This window comes from Microbacterium sp. 2MCAF23, from assembly GCF_052115565.1.
GTDB lineage: Bacteria > Actinomycetota > Actinomycetes > Actinomycetales > Microbacteriaceae > Microbacterium.
The window spans coordinates 88866-105544 of the sequence record NZ_JBFRGY010000006.1 but is presented as its reverse complement, the minus strand read 5'-3'; the positions used below and the strand labels follow the sequence as shown (position 1 = coordinate 105544).

Annotated in this window: 14 protein-coding genes; 7 read left to right on the top strand and 7 right to left on the bottom strand. The window is 67.6% G+C overall.

Features of this window, described 5'->3' with window-relative positions; all coding sequences use genetic code 11:
* Positions 1–24 precede the first annotated feature (24 nt).
* Positions 25–2091 (bottom strand): acyltransferase family protein, encoded by a 2067-nt coding sequence (locus tag AB4078_RS08145; protein WP_441976696.1) that lies wholly within the window; start codon positions 2089–2091, stop codon positions 25–27.
* Complete coding sequence (gene glf, locus AB4078_RS08140) at positions 2088–3224, bottom strand: UDP-galactopyranose mutase (RefSeq protein WP_441976695.1); 1137 nt, start codon at positions 3222–3224, stop codon at positions 2088–2090. Before glf ends, AB4078_RS08145 begins: the two co-directional genes overlap by 4 nt.
* A 214-nt stretch (positions 3225–3438) precedes the next feature.
* On the opposite strand from glf, the gene AB4078_RS08135 reads away from it, so the two are divergent.
* Genes AB4078_RS08135 through AB4078_RS08120 form a run of 4 tightly spaced genes read left to right on the top strand, consistent with a single transcriptional unit; the run spans position 3439 to position 7743 of the window.
* The gene (locus AB4078_RS08135; protein WP_441976694.1) at positions 3439–4329 is read left to right on the top strand and encodes a glycosyltransferase; all 891 of its coding nucleotides are present in this window, start codon (positions 3439–3441) and stop codon (positions 4327–4329) included.
* A gap of 60 nt (positions 4330–4389) precedes the next feature.
* A complete protein-coding gene (locus AB4078_RS08130) occupies positions 4390–5526 on the top strand; it encodes an NAD-dependent epimerase/dehydratase family protein (protein WP_441976693.1) in 1137 nt (378 codons plus the stop codon).
* Entirely contained in the window at positions 5523–6626 is a 1104-nt protein-coding gene (locus AB4078_RS08125) for an acyltransferase family protein (RefSeq protein WP_441976692.1), read from the top strand. Before AB4078_RS08130 ends, AB4078_RS08125 begins: the two co-directional genes overlap by 4 nt.
* A gap of 10 nt (positions 6627–6636) precedes the next feature.
* The gene (locus tag AB4078_RS08120) at positions 6637–7743 is read left to right on the top strand and encodes a glycosyltransferase family 4 protein (RefSeq protein WP_441976691.1); all 1107 of its coding nucleotides are present in this window, start codon (positions 6637–6639) and stop codon (positions 7741–7743) included.
* 40 nt (positions 7744–7783) lie between these two features.
* On the opposite strand, the gene AB4078_RS08115 is transcribed toward AB4078_RS08120, so the two are convergent.
* From AB4078_RS08115 to AB4078_RS08105, 3 genes are read right to left on the bottom strand one after another with little or no spacing between them, the layout of a single operon-like run.
* A complete protein-coding gene (locus AB4078_RS08115) occupies positions 7784–9031 on the bottom strand; it encodes a hypothetical protein (protein WP_441976690.1) in 1248 nt (415 codons plus the stop codon).
* A complete protein-coding gene (locus tag AB4078_RS08110) occupies positions 9024–9422 on the bottom strand; it encodes a DUF2304 domain-containing protein (RefSeq protein WP_233310570.1) in 399 nt (132 codons plus the stop codon). Before AB4078_RS08110 ends, AB4078_RS08115 begins: the two co-directional genes overlap by 8 nt.
* A complete protein-coding gene (locus tag AB4078_RS08105) occupies positions 9419–10156 on the bottom strand; it encodes a glycosyltransferase family 2 protein (protein ID WP_441976689.1) in 738 nt (245 codons plus the stop codon). Before AB4078_RS08105 ends, AB4078_RS08110 begins: the two co-directional genes overlap by 4 nt.
* Before the next feature lie 194 nt (positions 10157–10350).
* On the opposite strand from AB4078_RS08105, the gene AB4078_RS08100 reads away from it, so the two are divergent.
* The 3 genes from AB4078_RS08100 to AB4078_RS08090 all read left to right on the top strand — a co-directional run bounded on the left by AB4078_RS08100 (position 10351) and on the right by AB4078_RS08090 (position 13963).
* A complete protein-coding gene (locus tag AB4078_RS08100; protein ID WP_441976688.1) occupies positions 10351–11343 on the top strand; it encodes a GDP-mannose 4,6-dehydratase in 993 nt (330 codons plus the stop codon).
* Entirely contained in the window at positions 11340–12281 is a 942-nt protein-coding gene (locus AB4078_RS08095; RefSeq protein WP_441976687.1) for an NAD-dependent epimerase/dehydratase family protein, read from the top strand. The genes AB4078_RS08100 and AB4078_RS08095 overlap by 4 nt, the downstream gene beginning before the upstream one ends.
* Positions 12282–12382: 101 nt before the next feature.
* A complete protein-coding gene (locus AB4078_RS08090) occupies positions 12383–13963 on the top strand; it encodes a DUF2142 domain-containing protein (protein ID WP_441976686.1) in 1581 nt (526 codons plus the stop codon).
* On the opposite strand, the gene AB4078_RS08085 is transcribed toward AB4078_RS08090, so the two are convergent.
* Together AB4078_RS08085 and AB4078_RS08080 are read right to left on the bottom strand one after the other, a co-directional pair.
* Positions 13897–15738 carry a glycosyltransferase gene (locus AB4078_RS08085; protein WP_441976685.1) on the bottom strand — a complete coding sequence of 614 codons (1842 nt, stop codon included), beginning with the start codon at positions 15736–15738 and terminating at the stop codon, positions 13897–13899. The genes AB4078_RS08090 and AB4078_RS08085 overlap by 67 nt on opposite strands.
* Complete coding sequence (locus AB4078_RS08080; protein WP_441976684.1) at positions 15735–16667, bottom strand: glycosyltransferase family 2 protein; 933 nt, start codon at positions 16665–16667, stop codon at positions 15735–15737. Before AB4078_RS08080 ends, AB4078_RS08085 begins: the two co-directional genes overlap by 4 nt.
* Positions 16668–16679: the final 12 nt, after the last annotated feature.

Genomic DNA, 16679 nt, shown 5'->3' with positions numbered 1-16679 from the left:
GTGGCGGCGATGACCATCCCTGTGTCACGGCTTCAGGAAGTCGCCGAGCTGCTGGTCCAGTGCGGGCGCCAGCGTCTTGACGAACGGGAAGCTGAGATGGTTGTTGTCGAGGTAGACCGAGACGTGGCCGAGCTCGGTGTAGCAGATGCCCTGGGGACAGATCCACGGGGTGAAATCGATCAGGCCGATCCGAGCGGACAGGCGCTCAGCAGGGTTGCTCTCAGCGAGGGCCCCAGAGAGCGGGAAGTCGCAGGGCTCCCCGTTGTAGGCGCACTCGTAGTAGTTGTGGATGCTGCTGCGTGGATTATCGCGGACGCCGAACATCGGTATGCCCGCCGCCGTGACCTCGTCGATCACCTCGTCGATGCCGTTGATGACCCGCTCGTCCGGGCTGTCCGGGGCCGCTGCGGTCACAATGGTGAACATCGCGTCGGGGTGGATGGTGATCAGCTTGTCCAGGGCCGCACGCTGCCAGCCGCCGCAGTAGCCGTCGGCCTCTGTTCCCTCGTCGTGCTTGTCCAATGAGCACCAGGGCCGCATGAGCATGACGATGCCCCAGTCCCGCTCCTCCGCGACCGGCTGCAGCGCGCCGGCGAACTCGTTCGCGTGAGAATCGCCGATGACGACGACGAGGCGCTTGGCCGTCTCGGCATTCGACGTCTGCGTGCAGCTCTCCTGCACTTCGGCGATCTCAGACGCGAATCGGCCCTCGCAGGCGCGGTCGAGCTTCGCCCAGCGGCTCTCGTCATCGCCGGGGATGGGGATCACGGGGATGCCTCTGCCGTCCCGTGCCGTGTCCCCGCCCATGGCACCGGTGTACTCATCCGCGTACGTCGTCTGCTGCGCGGCGGCCTTGGTCGTCGTGAGCAGTTGCCAGGGCAGCAGCACAGCCACCACCAGAGCTGCGCACAGGAGGATGACACCCGCGTTGCGCCATGCCGAACCGCGCCGTCCCGACGGCAGACGAAGGGGCTTCTCGACGAGTGCGGTCACCAGCCGCGCCAGCACCAGGGAGATCGCGATGATCGCGACGCCGTCCAGCAAGGAGGCCTCCGGGCGCTCGCGCACGTTCAACCAGAGGATCAGCACGGGCCAGTGCACGAGATACAGTGCGTACGCGTCGCGACCGAGGAACAGGACCGGACGAGTCGCCAGCATCCGGGAGGGCCCGAACTCTCGGAGTTCGGGATGCTCCCCCTTCGATCTTGTCCCCGCGACGATCACGAGGGCCGCCGAGAGGATCGGCCACAGCGCCAAGAACCCCGGGAATCCGCCGCGCACGTCGATGAGCATCCCGCACACGACGATTCCAGCCAGCCCGATCCAGCCGAGCCCTGCGCGCACGAAGCGGTTGATCCGCAGATGGGGAACGGCCAGTGCGAGCAGGGACCCCGCGGCGAACTCCCACAGCCTCGCACCGGTGTCGAAGTACGCGAAGGTCTGCTGCTCGGCCGTCTCCCAGACCGAGAACGCCAGCGATCCGGCGAACACGAGACCGAACAGCACTCCCATGACCGTCGTGACGGACGCCCTGGTGCCACGGACCACGAGCGTCCCGACCAGGAACAGCAGCGGCCAGAGCACGAAGACCTGCCCTTGCACGGACAGCGACCAGAAATGCTGAAGGGGGGATGCCAGCGCGGAGTCGTGCGCGTAGTAGTCCACGCCGTCGACCGCGAGCACCCAGTTCTGCACGTAGCCGAGCGAGGCCCATCCTTCCTTCCACAACTGCGGCCAGGCCGTCTGCGGCAGCAGCAGCCAGCATGCGCCGAGCGTGGCGGCGAGGACGGTCGTCGCCGCCGGCATGAGCCGGCGGAACCGGCTCAGCAGGAAGGATCCGATCGCCAGAGGCCTGCCCGCTTCCATCCGACGCACGAACGAGCCCGTGAGGAAGAAGGCCGAAACCATCAGGAACACATCGACGCCACCGGACACGCGCCCGATCCACACGTGATAGACCACGACCAGAAGGATCGCGACGGCACGAAGCCCATCGATGTCGCGCCGATAGCCCCGCGCGCTCTCGGCGGTCGTGGCGGTGCGCGCCGCCGCCGTCCTCAGAGCACGTCGGGATTCTGCGTCGACCGTCATGCCAGCTGGTTGTTCCACATCGACAGAGCGGATCCGATGGCCATATGCATGTCGAGGTACTGATAGGTGCCGAGGCGTCCGCCGAAATGCACCCCCTGCTCGCCCTTGCCGAGTTCACGGTAGGCGAGCACGCCGTCCCGGTCGGCCGCCGTATTGACCGGGTAGTAGGGCTCGTCACCGCGCTCGGCGAACCGGGAGAACTCGCGCATGATCACGGTCTTGTCCGTCGGATAACGGTCGGCGCGCTCCGGGTGGAAGTGACGGAACTCGTGGATCCGCGTGTAGGGCACGTCGGCGTCCGGGTAGTTCATCACGCTGGTGCCCTGGAAGTCGCCGACCTCGAGGACCTCCTGCTCCAGATCGATCGTGCGCCAGCCCAGCTCGCCTTCGGCGTAGTCGAAGTAGCGATCCACAGGCCCGGTGTAGACGATCGGCAGCTGACCGACCGTCGCCTTCTTGTTCAGAGGCTGCGCGTCATCGAAGAAGTCGACGTTCAGTCTCACGTCGATGTTCGGGTGGTCCGCCATGCGCTCCAGCCATGCGGTGTACCCGTCGGTGGGCAGGCCCTCCCAGGTGTCGTTGAAGTAGCGGTTGTCGTAGTTGTAGCGCACCGGCAGCCGACTGATGATCGACGCGGGAAGCTCGCGAGCGTCGGTCTGCCACTGCTTCGCCGTGTAGTCGCGGATGAACGCCTCGAACAGGGGCCGCCCGATCAGCGCGATGCCGCGCTCCTCCAGGTTCTTCGCCTCGTGCGCGTCGAACTCCCCCGCCTGCCCGGCGATGAGCGCTCTGGCCTCTTGCGGGCTGTAGGCCGAGCGGAAGAACTGGTTGATCGTGCCGAGGTTGATCGGCAGCGGGTAGACCTCACCGCGGTGCGTCGAGTACACGCGGTGCACGTAGTTCGTGAACGTCGTGAAGCGGTTCACGTACTCCCACACCGTCGCGTTGGACGTGTGGAACAGATGCGCGCCATAGCGATGAACCTCGATGCCGGTCGTCGGCTCGTCCTCGCTGTACGCGTTGCCGCCGACGTGATGACGGCGATCGATGACGGTGACCTTGCGACCGGACGCGGCGGCGCGCTCGGCGATGGTGAGGCCGAAGAAACCCGACCCGACGATGAGGAGATCCATCCCCTGCCCTTCTAGACGGTGCGATTCTGCGAGCATCGGGAGCGGTCGCAAAACACATCAAGCCTACGGGTCCTACCTCAACGATGGCTGGGCCGCGCCCGAGAGCCGAGATGATGAGGAAAGTTCGCGCACAGATTGCGGGCGGGTCCTCCCGATAGCATTGACTTTCGCTCCGGCCGAAGCTCGAACGGCGGCCGCCGACGAAGGATGTTTCATGACTCTGGAGATCTTCTGCCCCTTCTGGGGCGATCCCGACCTGCTCTTCGAGACCGTCGATTCGGTCCGCGCCCAGCGCAACGGCGACTGGCGACTCATCGTCATCGACGACTGCTACCCGGACGAGACCGTCGCTGGGCGCTTCGCCCAGATCGAAGACGAGCGCATCACTTACGTGCGCAACGAGAAGAACCTCGGGATCACCGAGAACTACCGTGAGGCGATCCGTCGCGCGAGCACGCCGTACATCGCGATCCTGGGCTGCGACGACCTGCTGCACCCGAACTACGTCGACGTCGTGCTGCGCACCATCGCCGATGCGCCGGAGGCGGATGTCATCCAGCCCGGCGTCGTCGTCATCGATGAGCACGGCGACCGCGTGACGCCGCTGGTCGACCGCGTCAAACAGGGACTGCTGGCACCCAGGACAGACGGCGCGACCGCCGTGCTGACGGGGCAGGAGATGGCGAGCAGCCTCATCCGCGGTGACTGGCTGTACTGGCCTTCCCTGGTCTTCAGGACCGCGACGTTGAAGCGCATCGACTTCCGGGAGGGGCTCCCCATCATCCAGGATCTCGCCCTGCTGATGGACATCGCATTCGACGGCGGCACCCTCGCGTACACCCCCGAGGTCGCGTTTTCCTACCGCCGGCACGGTTCGAGCGCGTCGCAGAAGACCATCATGGACGGAAGGCGCTTCCGCGACGAGCGCGCCTACTACCGGACCGCTCGGGGTCTTGCCAAAGCCAAAGGCTGGCGGCAGACGGCCCGCGTCGCCGCGATCCGAATGATGTCGCGCCTGCACGCAGTGACCGAGCTGCCGGGCGTCATCCGGCACGGCAACGGGGCTGCGCTAAAATCGACGCTGGCACACATCTTCGCGGGCTGAGGCCTTGCCGACGCGTCGAACCGCCGAGCACTGTCTGACCGTCCCGAGGAGAGCATTTCGATGTCGGAACACGTCCTGATCACCGGAGGAGCCGGATTCATCGGCACCCGTCTCGCTGCGAGGTTCGCGGCCGACGGCCACGCCGTCACGGTTCTGGACTCGCTGATCGCACAGGTGCACGGCGATGACCCCGCGACGACGTCTCCGCTGTTGCGCTCCCTCGACGGGATCGCCGACGTCATTACCGGCACGGTGACATCGAAGGATGACCTGCGACGGGCGCTTGCCGACGCGACCGTCGTGATCCACCTCGCCGCGGAGACCGGCACGGGTCAGTCGATGTACGAGATCGACCGCTATGTCGACGCGAACGTCGGCGGCACCGCGAAGCTGCTCGACATCCTCGCGAACGAGGAGAACTCCGTGCGTCGGGTCGTCATCGCCTCGTCTCGCTCGATCTACGGAGAAGGCGCGTACGAAACCCCGGACGGTCGCCGCGTCTACCCCGCTCATCGCGCTGACAGCGACATGGCGGCCGGAGACTTCGATGTGCACGTCCCCGGAGAGGGAGCACTTCGGCTCATCCCCACCGATGAGTCGGCGCTGGTCCATCCGTCGTCGGTGTACGGCATCACGAAGCAGATGCAGGAATCTCTCATCATGACGGTGGCGCCCACCATCGGTGTCGAGCCGGTGTCCGTGCGATACCAGAACGTCTACGGGCCCGGTCAGTCGCTGAAGAACCCCTACACCGGAATCCTCTCGATCTTCTCGACCCTGATCCGCCAGGGCAAGGACATCAACATCTTCGAGGACGGCGAGGAGAGCCGCGACTTCGTGTACATCGACGATGTCGTCGAAGCGACCTTCCTCGCTGCCACGGTCCCCGCCGCCGCGGGCGGCATCTTCAACGTCGGCTCCGGCGTCGCGACGAGCGTGAACGAGGTCGTGGCCGCACTGTTCGACGCGTACGGCACGGAGGTGCCCACCCACATCTCCGGCAACTATCGTCTGGGCGACATCCGTCACAACGTGGCCGACACCACGGCCCTGCGAGAGGTGCTGGGCTTCACCCCGCGAGTCGCCTTCGCGGATGGGGTCAAGCAGTTCGCGGAGTGGGTGCTGACCGAGCCCATCGAGGCAGACGGGTACGAGCGCTCGCTCAAGGAGATGGCGGATCGGAAGCTGCTCAAGTGACTCTCGCCGCCCTGCGCGGCCGGCCGTTCCCGTACCGTGACAACAGCCTGAACCTGTTCCGGCTGGTCCTGGCTGGCCTGGTGCTTATCGCGCACTCGTTCTACACCACAGGCAACGGCATCGGTCCGCAGCTGCACGGAGAGAACATCGGCGGGTGGGCGGTCGCCGGCTTCTTCGTCATCAGCGGGTTCCTGATCACGCGATCGCGCCTGCGCAGCACGGCGGGCGATTACCTCTTGCATAGGATCGTACGGATCTTCCCGGCGTTTCTGGTCTGCTTGATCGTGACCGCCGTAGTGTTCGCGCCCGTGGCGATCCTGATCCAGTACGGCACGCTCCGCGGCTACCTGTCCACGCCGGTCACTCCCCTGCAGTTCGTGTGGAGCAACATCACGCTGTTCATGAACCAGTACGGGATCGGGCGCTCTCTCAGCGCCGTCCCCTACCCCTCCGTGTGGAACGGCTCCTTGTGGACGCTCTACTACGAGTTCCTCTGCTATGTGCTGGTCTGGCTGCTCGGCGCGCTCGCGTGGTTCCGCCGCAACGCCGTGCTCGCAGCGATCGCCTTCGTTCTCGCGACGGCGGCGCACGCGCTGGAGTCTCAGGTCGCACGCCTGGGTCTCGATGTGAGCTTTCTGCTCTTCCTGAAGCTCGCGCCGTTCTTCCTCGGCGGTGCTCTCGTCTATTTCCTGATCGATCGCTGGGGCGTGAACCGCTGGGTCGGCATCGGATCCCTGCTCGTCGCTGCAGGACTCGCGGTGGGCATCCCGGGGTGGGGCGGCCAGATCGCGGCTCCCTTCATCGCCTACGGTCTCCTGTGGCTGTCGACTGTCGCGCCTCAGCCGACGTGGATCTCCCGGAACGACGTCAGTTACGGCTTCTACATCTACGCCTGGCCCGTGCAGCAGCTGCTCGCGCTGGTGGGATTCGGAGTGGGTGCCGGCGCTCTCGGCCTCCTCGCCTATGACCTCGTCGCGATCGTGGTCACCTTCTTCCTGGCCTGGCTCAGCTGGGTCCTCATCGAGCGCCGCGCGATGGCTCGCGTGCGCCGCTCACCGCATTCCCGGTCGCCGCTTCCTCAGCTCGACCCCCGATCCTAAGGCTGCACCGATGCCCCGCGTCCTCGTCGACCTCCTCTCCTACACCGGCACCAAAGGCGGGATGGAGACCTATGCCAGGGAGCTCTACCGCACCTTCGGGACGATGCCCGGCGACTGGGAGTACGTGGGCTTCGTCTCGAAGGAGGGCGCGAAGCTCGACCTGTCCTGGTTCCCCGGCAGGATCGTGGAATCGGGAATCAGCGGCGAGAACCGGTTCATCTGGGCTTGGGGAGAACTGACTCAGGTGGCGCGCGCCGCTTCGCGAGAAGGGGCGGACCTCGTGCACTCGCCCGCAACGCTCGGCCCGCGCCGCACGAAGATGCCCTCCGTGGTCACCATGCACGACATGCTCTACTGGAGCCACCCGGAGCTGATGACCACTCCCCTCTACACCGCACCCGTGAAGTGGATGGAGAAGCAGACCTCTCGCAACGCCACCCGCATCGCGACCATCAGCCCGACCTCGAAGAACGAGCTCGTGAAGTACTTGGGCGTTCCGGCCGATCGCATCGATGTCACACCGCTCGCCGGTCAGGCGCCCGCGAACGTCGACCGGACACTGGCCGGCACCGAGGGGCCCCTGATCCTCGCCATGGGGAACCGTCGCCCCCACAAGAACTGGGGCGCGCTGATCCGCGCTGTCGCGCTCCTTCCCGAATCCCAGCGTCCGCGCATCGTGATCACCGGCGGCCGCGGCGAGGATCCGCTGGCGCCACTCGTCGACGAGCTGCAGGTGGGCGAGTGGGTCGACCTCCGGGGCTGGTTGGACGACGCAGAGGTCGCTCACCTGTACTCCACGGCGACGGCCCTGGCCATCCCCTCCTTCGCAGAGGGGTTCTCGCTTCCTACCATCGAGGCGATGGCCGCCGGGATCCCTGCACTGCTGAGTGACATCGAGGTGCACCGCTACGTCGGCGGAGAGGCCGCGCGCTACTTCGATCCGTCGGATGATCAGTCCCTCGCGGACCTGCTTGCGAGGATCTCCTCGGATCCGGCTCTCGTCGCGGACATGGTCGCCGCGGGCTTCGAGCAGGCTCAGCTGTTCACGTGGGAGCGCACGGCCAGGGAGACACGGGCCGTCTTCGAGGCCGCCTTGGCCGAAGCGGCGCGCGCATAGGCACCTTCACCGCCTAGCGACCGGCTCGGTCGCGCACGGATCATCGCGTCCGCTGGTCGTCTGCGCGAACCGGTTCGATCGCTGTCCGGAACATCCCGACGGTGTGCACCGCGGCTCCGAGCACCGGCGCGGCGACGAGCGCGAGCAGGATACGGGTCAGAGCATCGGCGGGGCTCGAAAGGACGGCGACCGTCGCGAGGGCACTGAGCAGCCAGCCCGCGACGTACCAGCGATGCCTGCTCGCCGCGAGCAGCGCGGGACCAGTGATGCAGAGCACGCCCGTGAGCCCGGCGCTGGCGACGATCGCCGCGAAGACCGTGCCCGAGAGCGGCTCGAACCCCGGATAGACCGCGTGCAGGATGATCGGCCCCAACCAGGCGGCGAGGGCCGACAGCGCGGCGACCGCGACGAGCAGCCCGCCGACCCAGCGCAACACGGTGGATGCGTGGTGTCTGCTCTCCCGGAAATGCACCAGGAGGTAGCCCTGCAGCGCGACCAGTGGCACCACGAGCGGGGCGCGCGTGAGCGAGATCACCAGGATGAGCGAGGCCAACTGCTCTTCGCCGACATCGGACGCGAGGGCACGCAGAAGCAGCGGGAGTCCGCTGATCAGCGCCCCCGTTGCGAGGGACGCGACGAGGGTCGCGGAGGCATTGCGGAAGAGTTGCGCCATCCCGACGTCGAGCTGCAGATGCGCAGCGATCCTCCTGCCGCGCCACGCCCAGATGATCAGGACCGCGAGGAGGAAAGGCACAGCCACCGCCCACCCCATGAGCGCCGCGCTTCCGCCCATCAGGACGGCGAGCCCCAGCGCCACAGCGCGGATCAGCGAATCGGAGACGGTCATGCCGCCGACTCCGCGCCAGTCCTGAACCCCGTACAGAGCTCCGCTGACCGCCGCGATCAGGCAGTACCCAAAGGCGGCGACCGTGATGGCGAGCACCAGAGGGGCGGTGTCGGAGGGGAAGACTCGCGGACCGATCACCGCGAAGATCGCTGCCACGATCGCGGCGGCGGCGATCGCCGCCGTCACCGCGAACACACGCCATGTGGGGTAACCGCTGCCGTCGGGTCCCGACCGCGAGGCCCGCGTGAGCTCCTGTTGCACGCCCGCAAGGCAGGACACGATCAGGTACGTCGCAGACCAGAACGTCGTGAACGCGAGGTAGTCGCCCTGCCTCAGAAGCGGCGGGATCGCGGCCTGGATGACGTAGCCGATCCCTCCGGCCAGGACGGTCGCGACCAGGACGGTCCGCAGCCCTCCGCCGGGCCGAACCTGGTCAGTCATCAGTGAGGGAGGCGCCCGGACGGTCGCTCTCACCCGACTCGAGCACTTCGATGCGGCGCACGAGACCGTCGTGATCGGCCCGCAGAATCGCGAGCTCCTCCGCCGCACGACGTATCTCGTCCTCCGCCTGGGAGAGTTCCCAGGAAAGATGGAGCGCAACCCCCAGGAGCAGCAGGATCGCCATGGCGAAGAGCAGGTTCGCCGGCAGGACCACGCCGAACGCGGAGGTGAGTCCCAGGAGGAGGCCAGGGAAGACTCCGAGGACCAGCATTCCCAGACCGATGATGATCCACAGGGCGGCGTACTTCTCCCGCAGGCGCCGGGTCAACAGCAACGTCGTGACGATCACGAGCATCGCGAGCCCGAGCACGATTCCGGTGACGGCGATCATGCGGTCTCCTCCGCTCGACGGGGCGACCGCGGACGTCGCAGCAGGGCGAGTCCCAGCGCGAGCACGGATCGGGCGAGATAGATCGTCGAGCCGATGGGCCCCTGGCTCGGCGTGCCGTGCACGCGCGGGCGCATAGCGACGGGCACCTGGGTGACGGTGAGGCCGGCATGGCATGCCACGACGAGCGAGTCCAGCGTGTCCCCCAGATACTCGGCGGGATAGTAGCTCACGTACTGGTCGATCGCCCGAGAGTTCGCGGCCCGGAAGCCGCTCGTGACGTCGGTGAGTCGCGTATGCGCCACCCGTGAGACGATCCCCGCGAGCACGACCATCGCCCATCGGCGCGGCCCGCGCACCTTGTAATCCCCGACGTCGCTGAATCGCGCGCCGATCGAGATGTCGGCGTCCGCGAGCCCGTCGAGCACACGTTCGATGTCGGCGGGGTTGTGCTGCCCGTCCGCATCCACCTGGATCGCCCGGCGATAGCCCTTGCGCTGCGCGTAGGTGAACCCGGTGCGCATCGCCCCCCCGACGCCGAGGTTGAACGGGAGGGTGAGGACCATGGCCCCCGCGTCCCGTGCGACCCGGGAAGTCGCGTCGATCGAGCCGTCGTCGATCACGGCGACGTGATAGTCGCGCCCGGTGGCGAGGATCTCGCGCACCGTGTTGCCGACGTTGCGCTCCTCGTTCCAGGCCGGCACGATCACCAGCACGGTGTCAGGAGTCTGCGTCATAGTGCCTCCAGTCTATCGACGCGGCCCCGTGAACCGAGCTGAGCCCCGGCCGGTCGCCTTTCTCCGGGGGCGACCGGCTCAGCATCCCGGTGAACGCCCGCTGGTAGTGTGTGGGGCGCATCGAGCGGCCGCCCACACGACCCGTGTCGGCGATGACGCCCACCGCACAGGACCACCCCGGAGGAGAAGCAGTCGTGAGCAAGCGTGCACTGGTGACAGGGATCACCGGCCAGGATGGCCATCATCTCGCGGAGCAGCTCCTTGAGAACGGGTACGTGGTCTACGGTCTGATCCGGGGGCAGAACAACCCGAAGCGCGCCGCGTTCGAGGCTGCCTTCCCCGATGTGCGTCTCCTCGAGGGCGACCTCACGGATCCGGCCGCGCTCGTGCGGGCCGTGGAGGACTCGGATCCGACGGAGCTGTACAACCTCGCCGCGATCAGCCATGTGGGCTATTCGTTCAAGAACCCCTCTCTCACGGCCGATGTCACGGGCAAGGGCGTTCTGAACGTGCTGGAAGCGGTGCGCGTGACAGGGCGCGCCGAGAGCACGCGCGTGTACCAGGCGTCGACGTCGGAGATGTTCGGCGGGCTCGATTACAACCGTCCCGGCAGTGGTTACGACGAGCAGTCGCTGTTCCACCCGCGCAGCCCGTACGGGGTCGCGAAGCTGTACGGGCACTGGATCGCCCGGAACTACCGTGAGAGCTACGGCATGTTCGTCTCGTGCGGCATCCTCTTCAACCACGAGGGCGAGCACCGCGGACCGGAGTTCGTGACCCGGAAGATCACCCGCGCCGTTGCCCGGATCGAACTCGGGCTGCAGGACAAGATCGTCCTCGGCGACCTGTACCCGAAACGGGATTGGGGATACGCCGGCGACTACGTGCGCGGAATGTGGCAGATGCTGCAGCACGACGAACCCGACGATTTCGTCCTCGCGACGGGCGAGACCCACTCCATCGAGGACTTCCTCACGCGCGCGTTCGCCGAGGTGGGGATCGACGACTGGCGCCCGTACGTCGTGCAGGACCCGGCCTTCATGCGTCCCGCGGAAGTCGACATCCTGCTCGGCAACCCCGAGAAGGCCGAGCGCGTGCTGGGCTGGCGCCGTGAGACGTCGTTCGAGGGCCTGGTGTCCCTCATGGTGAGCAACGACCTCGCGCTCGAGGGCGCCGGCACCAGATGACGACCGACGCGAAGCGCTCGATCGTCGTCACCGGCGCTTCCGGCTTCGTCGGACGTCATGTCATCGCCGAGGCGCTCGGTCGAGGCCACGACGTTCACGGCATCGCACGCGCCGACGCGTCCTGGCCCGATCGCGACCGGCTGAGCTCCTGGCACGTCGCCGACCTGAGAGACGGCTGGCCGGCCGGCCTGCACGCGGACGCCGCGATCCACCTCGCCGGACTCGCCGCCGTCGGCCCCTCCTTCGCCCAACCGCAGCAGTACATCACCGCGAACAGCGCCATGATGACCGCAGTCGGAGAAGCCGCTCTCGCCGGGGCGATCGGCGGCCGCATCCTGGTCGTGAGCACCGGAGGCGTCTACGCCGGCGGCGGTGAGACGCCACTCACCGAGGACTCCCCTCTCGCCGCCAGCTCACCGTACGCGGTCAGCAAGATCCTCGTGGAGCAGCAGGCCGACTACTACCGGCGCCGCGGCACCGACACCGTCGTCGCACGTCCCTTCAACCACATCGGCCCCGGCCAGGCCCCGGGATTCCTCGTCCCGGACCTTTACACGGCATTGCGAGCACTACCCGTGGGCGCACCGCTGTCCACGGGAAACCTGTCCACCCGGCGCGACTACACGGACGTGCGGGACATCGCCCGCGCCTACCTCGACCTCATCGATGCCGAATCACTGCAGCACACCACCTACAACGTCAGCACCGGCGCCTCCCTCTCCGGCCTCGAGATCCTCGCGCTCGTCTGCGAAGCGATCGGCCACGACCTTCCCGACCTCGTCGACGACCCCGCACGATGGCGCCCCACCGATCTGATGGAGATCACCGGCTCCAGCGCCCGACTGCGCGACGAACTCGGATGGGCACCCCAGCGCACACCCCGCACCGCGATCAAGGATTTCGCGGATAGTCGGCTCACGGCATCCGACCGCATCTGACACCGGGCCCGGTCGGTGCCCCGCGACGGCGTGCAGAGATCGTGGCGACATCGAACACGCCTGCGGACGGGTCCTCCAGATCGCATCGGTAGCATGGTCGCGTGTCCCCATCGCGTTCCCGCTCTCGTTCCGCGCGCTTGACCGCCGTCATCGCCATCCCACTTCTGGCGGTTCTCGCACTGTTCTCGTGGTCGTTCAGCTCCGCCGTAGGATCCAGTCCGGACGACGACTTCCACCTCGCGTCCATCTGGTGCGGACTCGGTGATCGGCCGGGGCTCTGCGAGCAGCCGGATGGCACCAGCGGAACGGTGGAGCGCAAGGTGCCGACGCCCGTCGCTCAGGCGATCTGCGCGGCGCAGCACTCCGACATGAGCGCGAGCTGCTGGAAGGAGGACGCGCCCGGACTCGCACTGGTCAAGCGTGCGAACATCGATCACCTGTACCCGCCGGTGTTCTACGGCGCGATGTCGGTCTTCGCCAGCAAGGACGTCGCCGCCTCGGTCATCGCGATGCGCCTCGCCAACTCGGTCATCGCGGTCGGGCTCATCACCGCGGTGTTCCTGTTCCTGCCACGGCGCCTGCGCCCGGCCCTCATCATCTCCGTGCTCGCGGCCTCGGTACCGCTCGGTCTCTTCGTCTTCGCCTCGACGAACCCTTCGTCCTGGGCCCTGCTCTCCGCCGCGACGGTGTGGGTGTCCCTGTACGGCGCACTCATCGCTCCGACCCGGAGGCAGACGGTCGTGCTGACATCGCTCGCCGTGCTCGCTGCTCTGCTCGGTGCGGGTGCCAGAGCCGACGCCGCGCTGTTCGCCGTCTTCGGCGCGATGATCGCTCTCTGGCTCGGTCTGCGACGCGGCCGCGGCCTGCTGGTCCCGCTCGTGGGCGGTGCGGCCGTCGTGGTCCTCAGCGCGGCACTGTACCTCTCCGCGTCTCAGAGCAGTGCAGCCACAGGAGGACTCGGCGGCTACGGCAGCCACCTCAGCGGCGGCGAGCTGGTCCGCAACGCGCTGGACATCCCCAGTCTCTGGATCGGCATCTTCGGATACTGGCCCCTCGGCTGGTTCGACACCGGCGTTCCCTCTGTCGTGTGGGTTCTCGGGTCGGCCGTCTTCGGCTTCGTTCTGCTCACAGGTCTCCACGGCGCCACGCGGCGCCGGATCGTCGCTTCGCTCGCCACGCTCGCCGCGATGTGGTTCGTGCCTTTCTACATTCTCTGGCAGTCCGGGGCGCATGTCGGCCAGGGCGTGCAGCCTCGCTACATCATGCCTCTGATGATCATCGCGCTCGGTGTCTCGGCAGCGAACGAGAAGGCACGGACGCTGTGGCGCGGATGGCCGCTGATCATCTCCGCGGCCGCCCTGGCGCTGACCAATGCGGTCTCGCTGCACATCAACATCCAGCGCTACACGACGGGCCTCGACGTCACGAATGTGGATCCGGGTTCGCACGCCGAGTGGTGGTGGGGCTGGGCGCCTTCGCCGATGGGAGTGTGGCTGATCGGCTCGGTCGCCTTCGCGCTGCTGCTCGCCGGTCTCCTCTGGGCCAATCGCCTGTTCTCCGACGACGCGGACAATGAGCCCGCGAACGCCGACTCCGCGAACGAGCTCGCGTCCGTCTACGACTCGTCGAAGACGGAGAACCAGGTGGCCGCGCTCGACAGCGACGCCGCATCGGCGCGGTAGCGCCGCGCCAACGCGGGCCACTTCCACCCGAGCACAATGACGGAGCGCACCGCACCAAGGAGGTGCTTCGCGGCACTGCGCCGATCGCGGCGCAGCAGGAATCCGCTGCTCCCCGTCGCGCTCTGCAGGAATGCGGCATCGACCAGACCCAGGGACCACCATTTTCCGTGCTCGCGCCGCAGCGTGACGACGTCGCGCATGGGGAGTCCGCCCGGCGCACCGACCCGGCGACGGAGCTGATGGGCGAGGACTCGCAGAAGCCGTCCCGCTGTGGCCACCGCGCCCCGCGGCGCGACAGGTACCGCGACCTCCTGCGCCACAGACAGATCTTCGCGGGTCTGCAGAGCCTGTCCCTCCTCGGCGAGGATGGCACGGACGCGTCCTGGCGCGCTCCGCAGGCCGGTCACAAGATGACCGGGGCCCTCCAGCACATCGCGCACCGCGGCTCGTCGCACCGCAGCGGATCCGTACTGCAGGCACAGCACATGGTTGATGTCGAGCGCGAGCATGTCGGGCAGCAGAGCGCCGCCACGTCGCCGCGGGGAATGGAGCAGCGCAGCGATCAGACGATTGCGCAGCTGGTAGTAGGCCTGCCAATCGAGCCCGTCATCCTTGGCAGTCCAGGGCACGTGCCAGAGCGCTGCGCCCGGAAGTGTGATGGTGCGATGCCCCGCGGCCGCGGCGCGCAAGCCGAACTCGGCGTCGTCCCATTTGATGAACAGCGGCAAGGACGCACCCACCGACTCGATGACGGACAGCGGGATGAGACACATCCACCAGCCGTTGAAATCGACCGGACAGGACTCGCTCAGAACCGGCAGCCGATCCGGACCCGCTTCCGCCAGATCGAGACCGGCGAGCTCGGGGTGCACCGGCTCCCACCAGAACCGGCGACGATCGACCCGCTCGCCCCAGGAATGCAGGCGCGTCGGTTCGGTGAGCCGGAGCATCTGCGCTCCGATCAGCGGCTCGTGCTGCGCGTGCTCCGCGCGCGCGAGCATCCGCAGCAGCGATTCCGGCTCCAGGTTCACGTCGTCATCCAGCACGAGCACGTGGCTGGCGGGGGTGAGGCGGGCCTCCAGCATGCCCCGGCTGAATCCTCCGGAGCCACCGAGGTTGTCCTGCTCGATGACTCGGAGCAGAGGTCCCCAGGGCCGGGCCGCCGCCGCGAATCCGGGGTTGCTCCGGATCTGCTGCGTGCCCTGATCGGTCACGACCACCTGCAGGATCCTCTTCTTCACCTGGGGATCAGAAGCCAGCCGGGCGATCAGGGCCACACAGTCATCCGAGCGGTTGAAGGTCGTGATCGCGATCGACACGCTCGTCTCCGGTCGCGCTGGTTCCGGGGCCGACCACTCGGCGTCGTGCAGCGTGACCGGCCCAGAGGCGTCGACATCGAACCAGATCCAGCCTGCGGAGCGCTCATCCAGAGGCAGCTCGAGCGACCAGTCCCCGGACGCGGACGAGTCCGCGAGATCCCGCACCATGCCGGCTGCATCGGTTCCCCGCACGTGTATGCGCGCTTCTCCGTCGATGCGCAGCGACAGCCGAAGGCGGTCGAAGCCTGTATCGGCCCACGCCACCCGCGGAAAGCCGCCGAAGTACGTCGCGAATGATGCGTGCGCCTCCGCCCCGAGACGGAGCGAGGTGCGCCCGACAATCTCGGATTCGCCGTCCACGCGCACGTACAGGTCCCGCGTGCCCGGGGGCACGGCATCGTCCGGAAGCACGATCCGCTGGACCGGGCGCCACGTGACCTCCGGCCGCGCGCTCATCGCATCCGCCGTGCACGCCACCGGCGCCGAGCCGCGCCGACCAGGCGTTGGCCGATCGTCCGCCGCTCATCCAGCTGACGGGACACCTCGTCCTGCACGTAACGCGCCAGGAACAGCGCAAGCCCGTCGCCATGTCCTGCGACGTACGCGCGCAGCGCCTCGTCCCGGATCCGGCGGTCGTAGTACTCGTGCTCGCTTTCGAGCAGGAACATGCTGTTCCCCAGAGCGCCGGTGGAGTTCGGGCGCTGCATCCAGTACGCGAGCACCTGGCCTCCGAGGAATCCGATCGGGTGCCGCGCCGCCACTCGCAGGTTGAACTCCCAGTCCTCGGCCGCGTGGACGTCTTCCCGGTAGTAGCCGACCTCATCATGCAGGGAGCGGCGGTAGAGATAGGCGATCGGGACGAAGCGGTTCACCTGCAGGAGTTCCGCGTAGGTGATCGCCGTCAGAGCCGGCCAGAACGGCACGCGGCCGGTCTCCTCGAACCCCGTGGCCGTCTCACGTTCGTACACGATTTCAGTGCGGGCCACGACACCGCCATCGCCGGGATTCCGATCGAGCCAGTCGACGGTCGCGGCGAGGAAGTCGGGATGCCAAAGATCGTCGTCATCGTGCAGCACGACGTAGTCGCCGGTGAGTGCCTGCACTCCGATGTTCGCGGCCGCTGACCGTCCCTTGCTGTCCGAGCGGTGGACCGCAGAGATCCGCCCCCGGGCCGCAACACGAACCGCGGCGATGACACGGTCGACCGCCGCGGAGTCTCCCCCGTCATTGACGATCACAGCGCGCCAGTCCTCGAAACGCTGCGACAGGATGTCGTCCAGCGCACGAGCCAGCATGGCGGGACGATCCTTGGTGCGCACCACGATGCCGACACGTTCGGACGCGGCGTCGAGCGTCATGGTCTCGTCCCCGGAACTCGTACTCACAGGCGCTTCCCT

Excerpts from the sequence above, each read along its gene's own strand:
- AB4078_RS08145 (WP_441976696.1), bottom strand. The coding sequence starts at position 2,091 with ATGACGGTCGACGCAGAATCCCGACGTGCTCTGAGGACGGCGGCGGCG.
- glf (WP_441976695.1), bottom strand. The coding sequence starts at position 3,224 with ATGGATCTCCTCATCGTCGGGTCGGGTTTCTTCGGCCTCACCATCGCC.
- AB4078_RS08135 (WP_441976694.1), top strand. The coding sequence starts at position 3,439 with ATGACTCTGGAGATCTTCTGCCCCTTCTGGGGCGATCCCGACCTGCTC.
- AB4078_RS08130 (WP_441976693.1), top strand. The coding sequence starts at position 4,390 with ATGTCGGAACACGTCCTGATCACCGGAGGAGCCGGATTCATCGGCACC.
- AB4078_RS08120 (WP_441976691.1), top strand. The coding sequence starts at position 6,637 with ATGCCCCGCGTCCTCGTCGACCTCCTCTCCTACACCGGCACCAAAGGC.
- AB4078_RS08115 (WP_441976690.1), bottom strand. The coding sequence starts at position 9,031 with ATGACTGACCAGGTTCGGCCCGGCGGAGGGCTGCGGACCGTCCTGGTC.
- AB4078_RS08110 (WP_233310570.1), bottom strand. The coding sequence starts at position 9,422 with ATGATCGCCGTCACCGGAATCGTGCTCGGGCTCGCGATGCTCGTGATC.
- AB4078_RS08105 (WP_441976689.1), bottom strand. The coding sequence starts at position 10,156 with ATGACGCAGACTCCTGACACCGTGCTGGTGATCGTGCCGGCCTGGAAC.
- AB4078_RS08095 (WP_441976687.1), top strand. The coding sequence starts at position 11,340 with ATGACGACCGACGCGAAGCGCTCGATCGTCGTCACCGGCGCTTCCGGC.
- AB4078_RS08085 (WP_441976685.1), bottom strand. The coding sequence starts at position 15,738 with ATGAGCGCGCGGCCGGAGGTCACGTGGCGCCCGGTCCAGCGGATCGTG.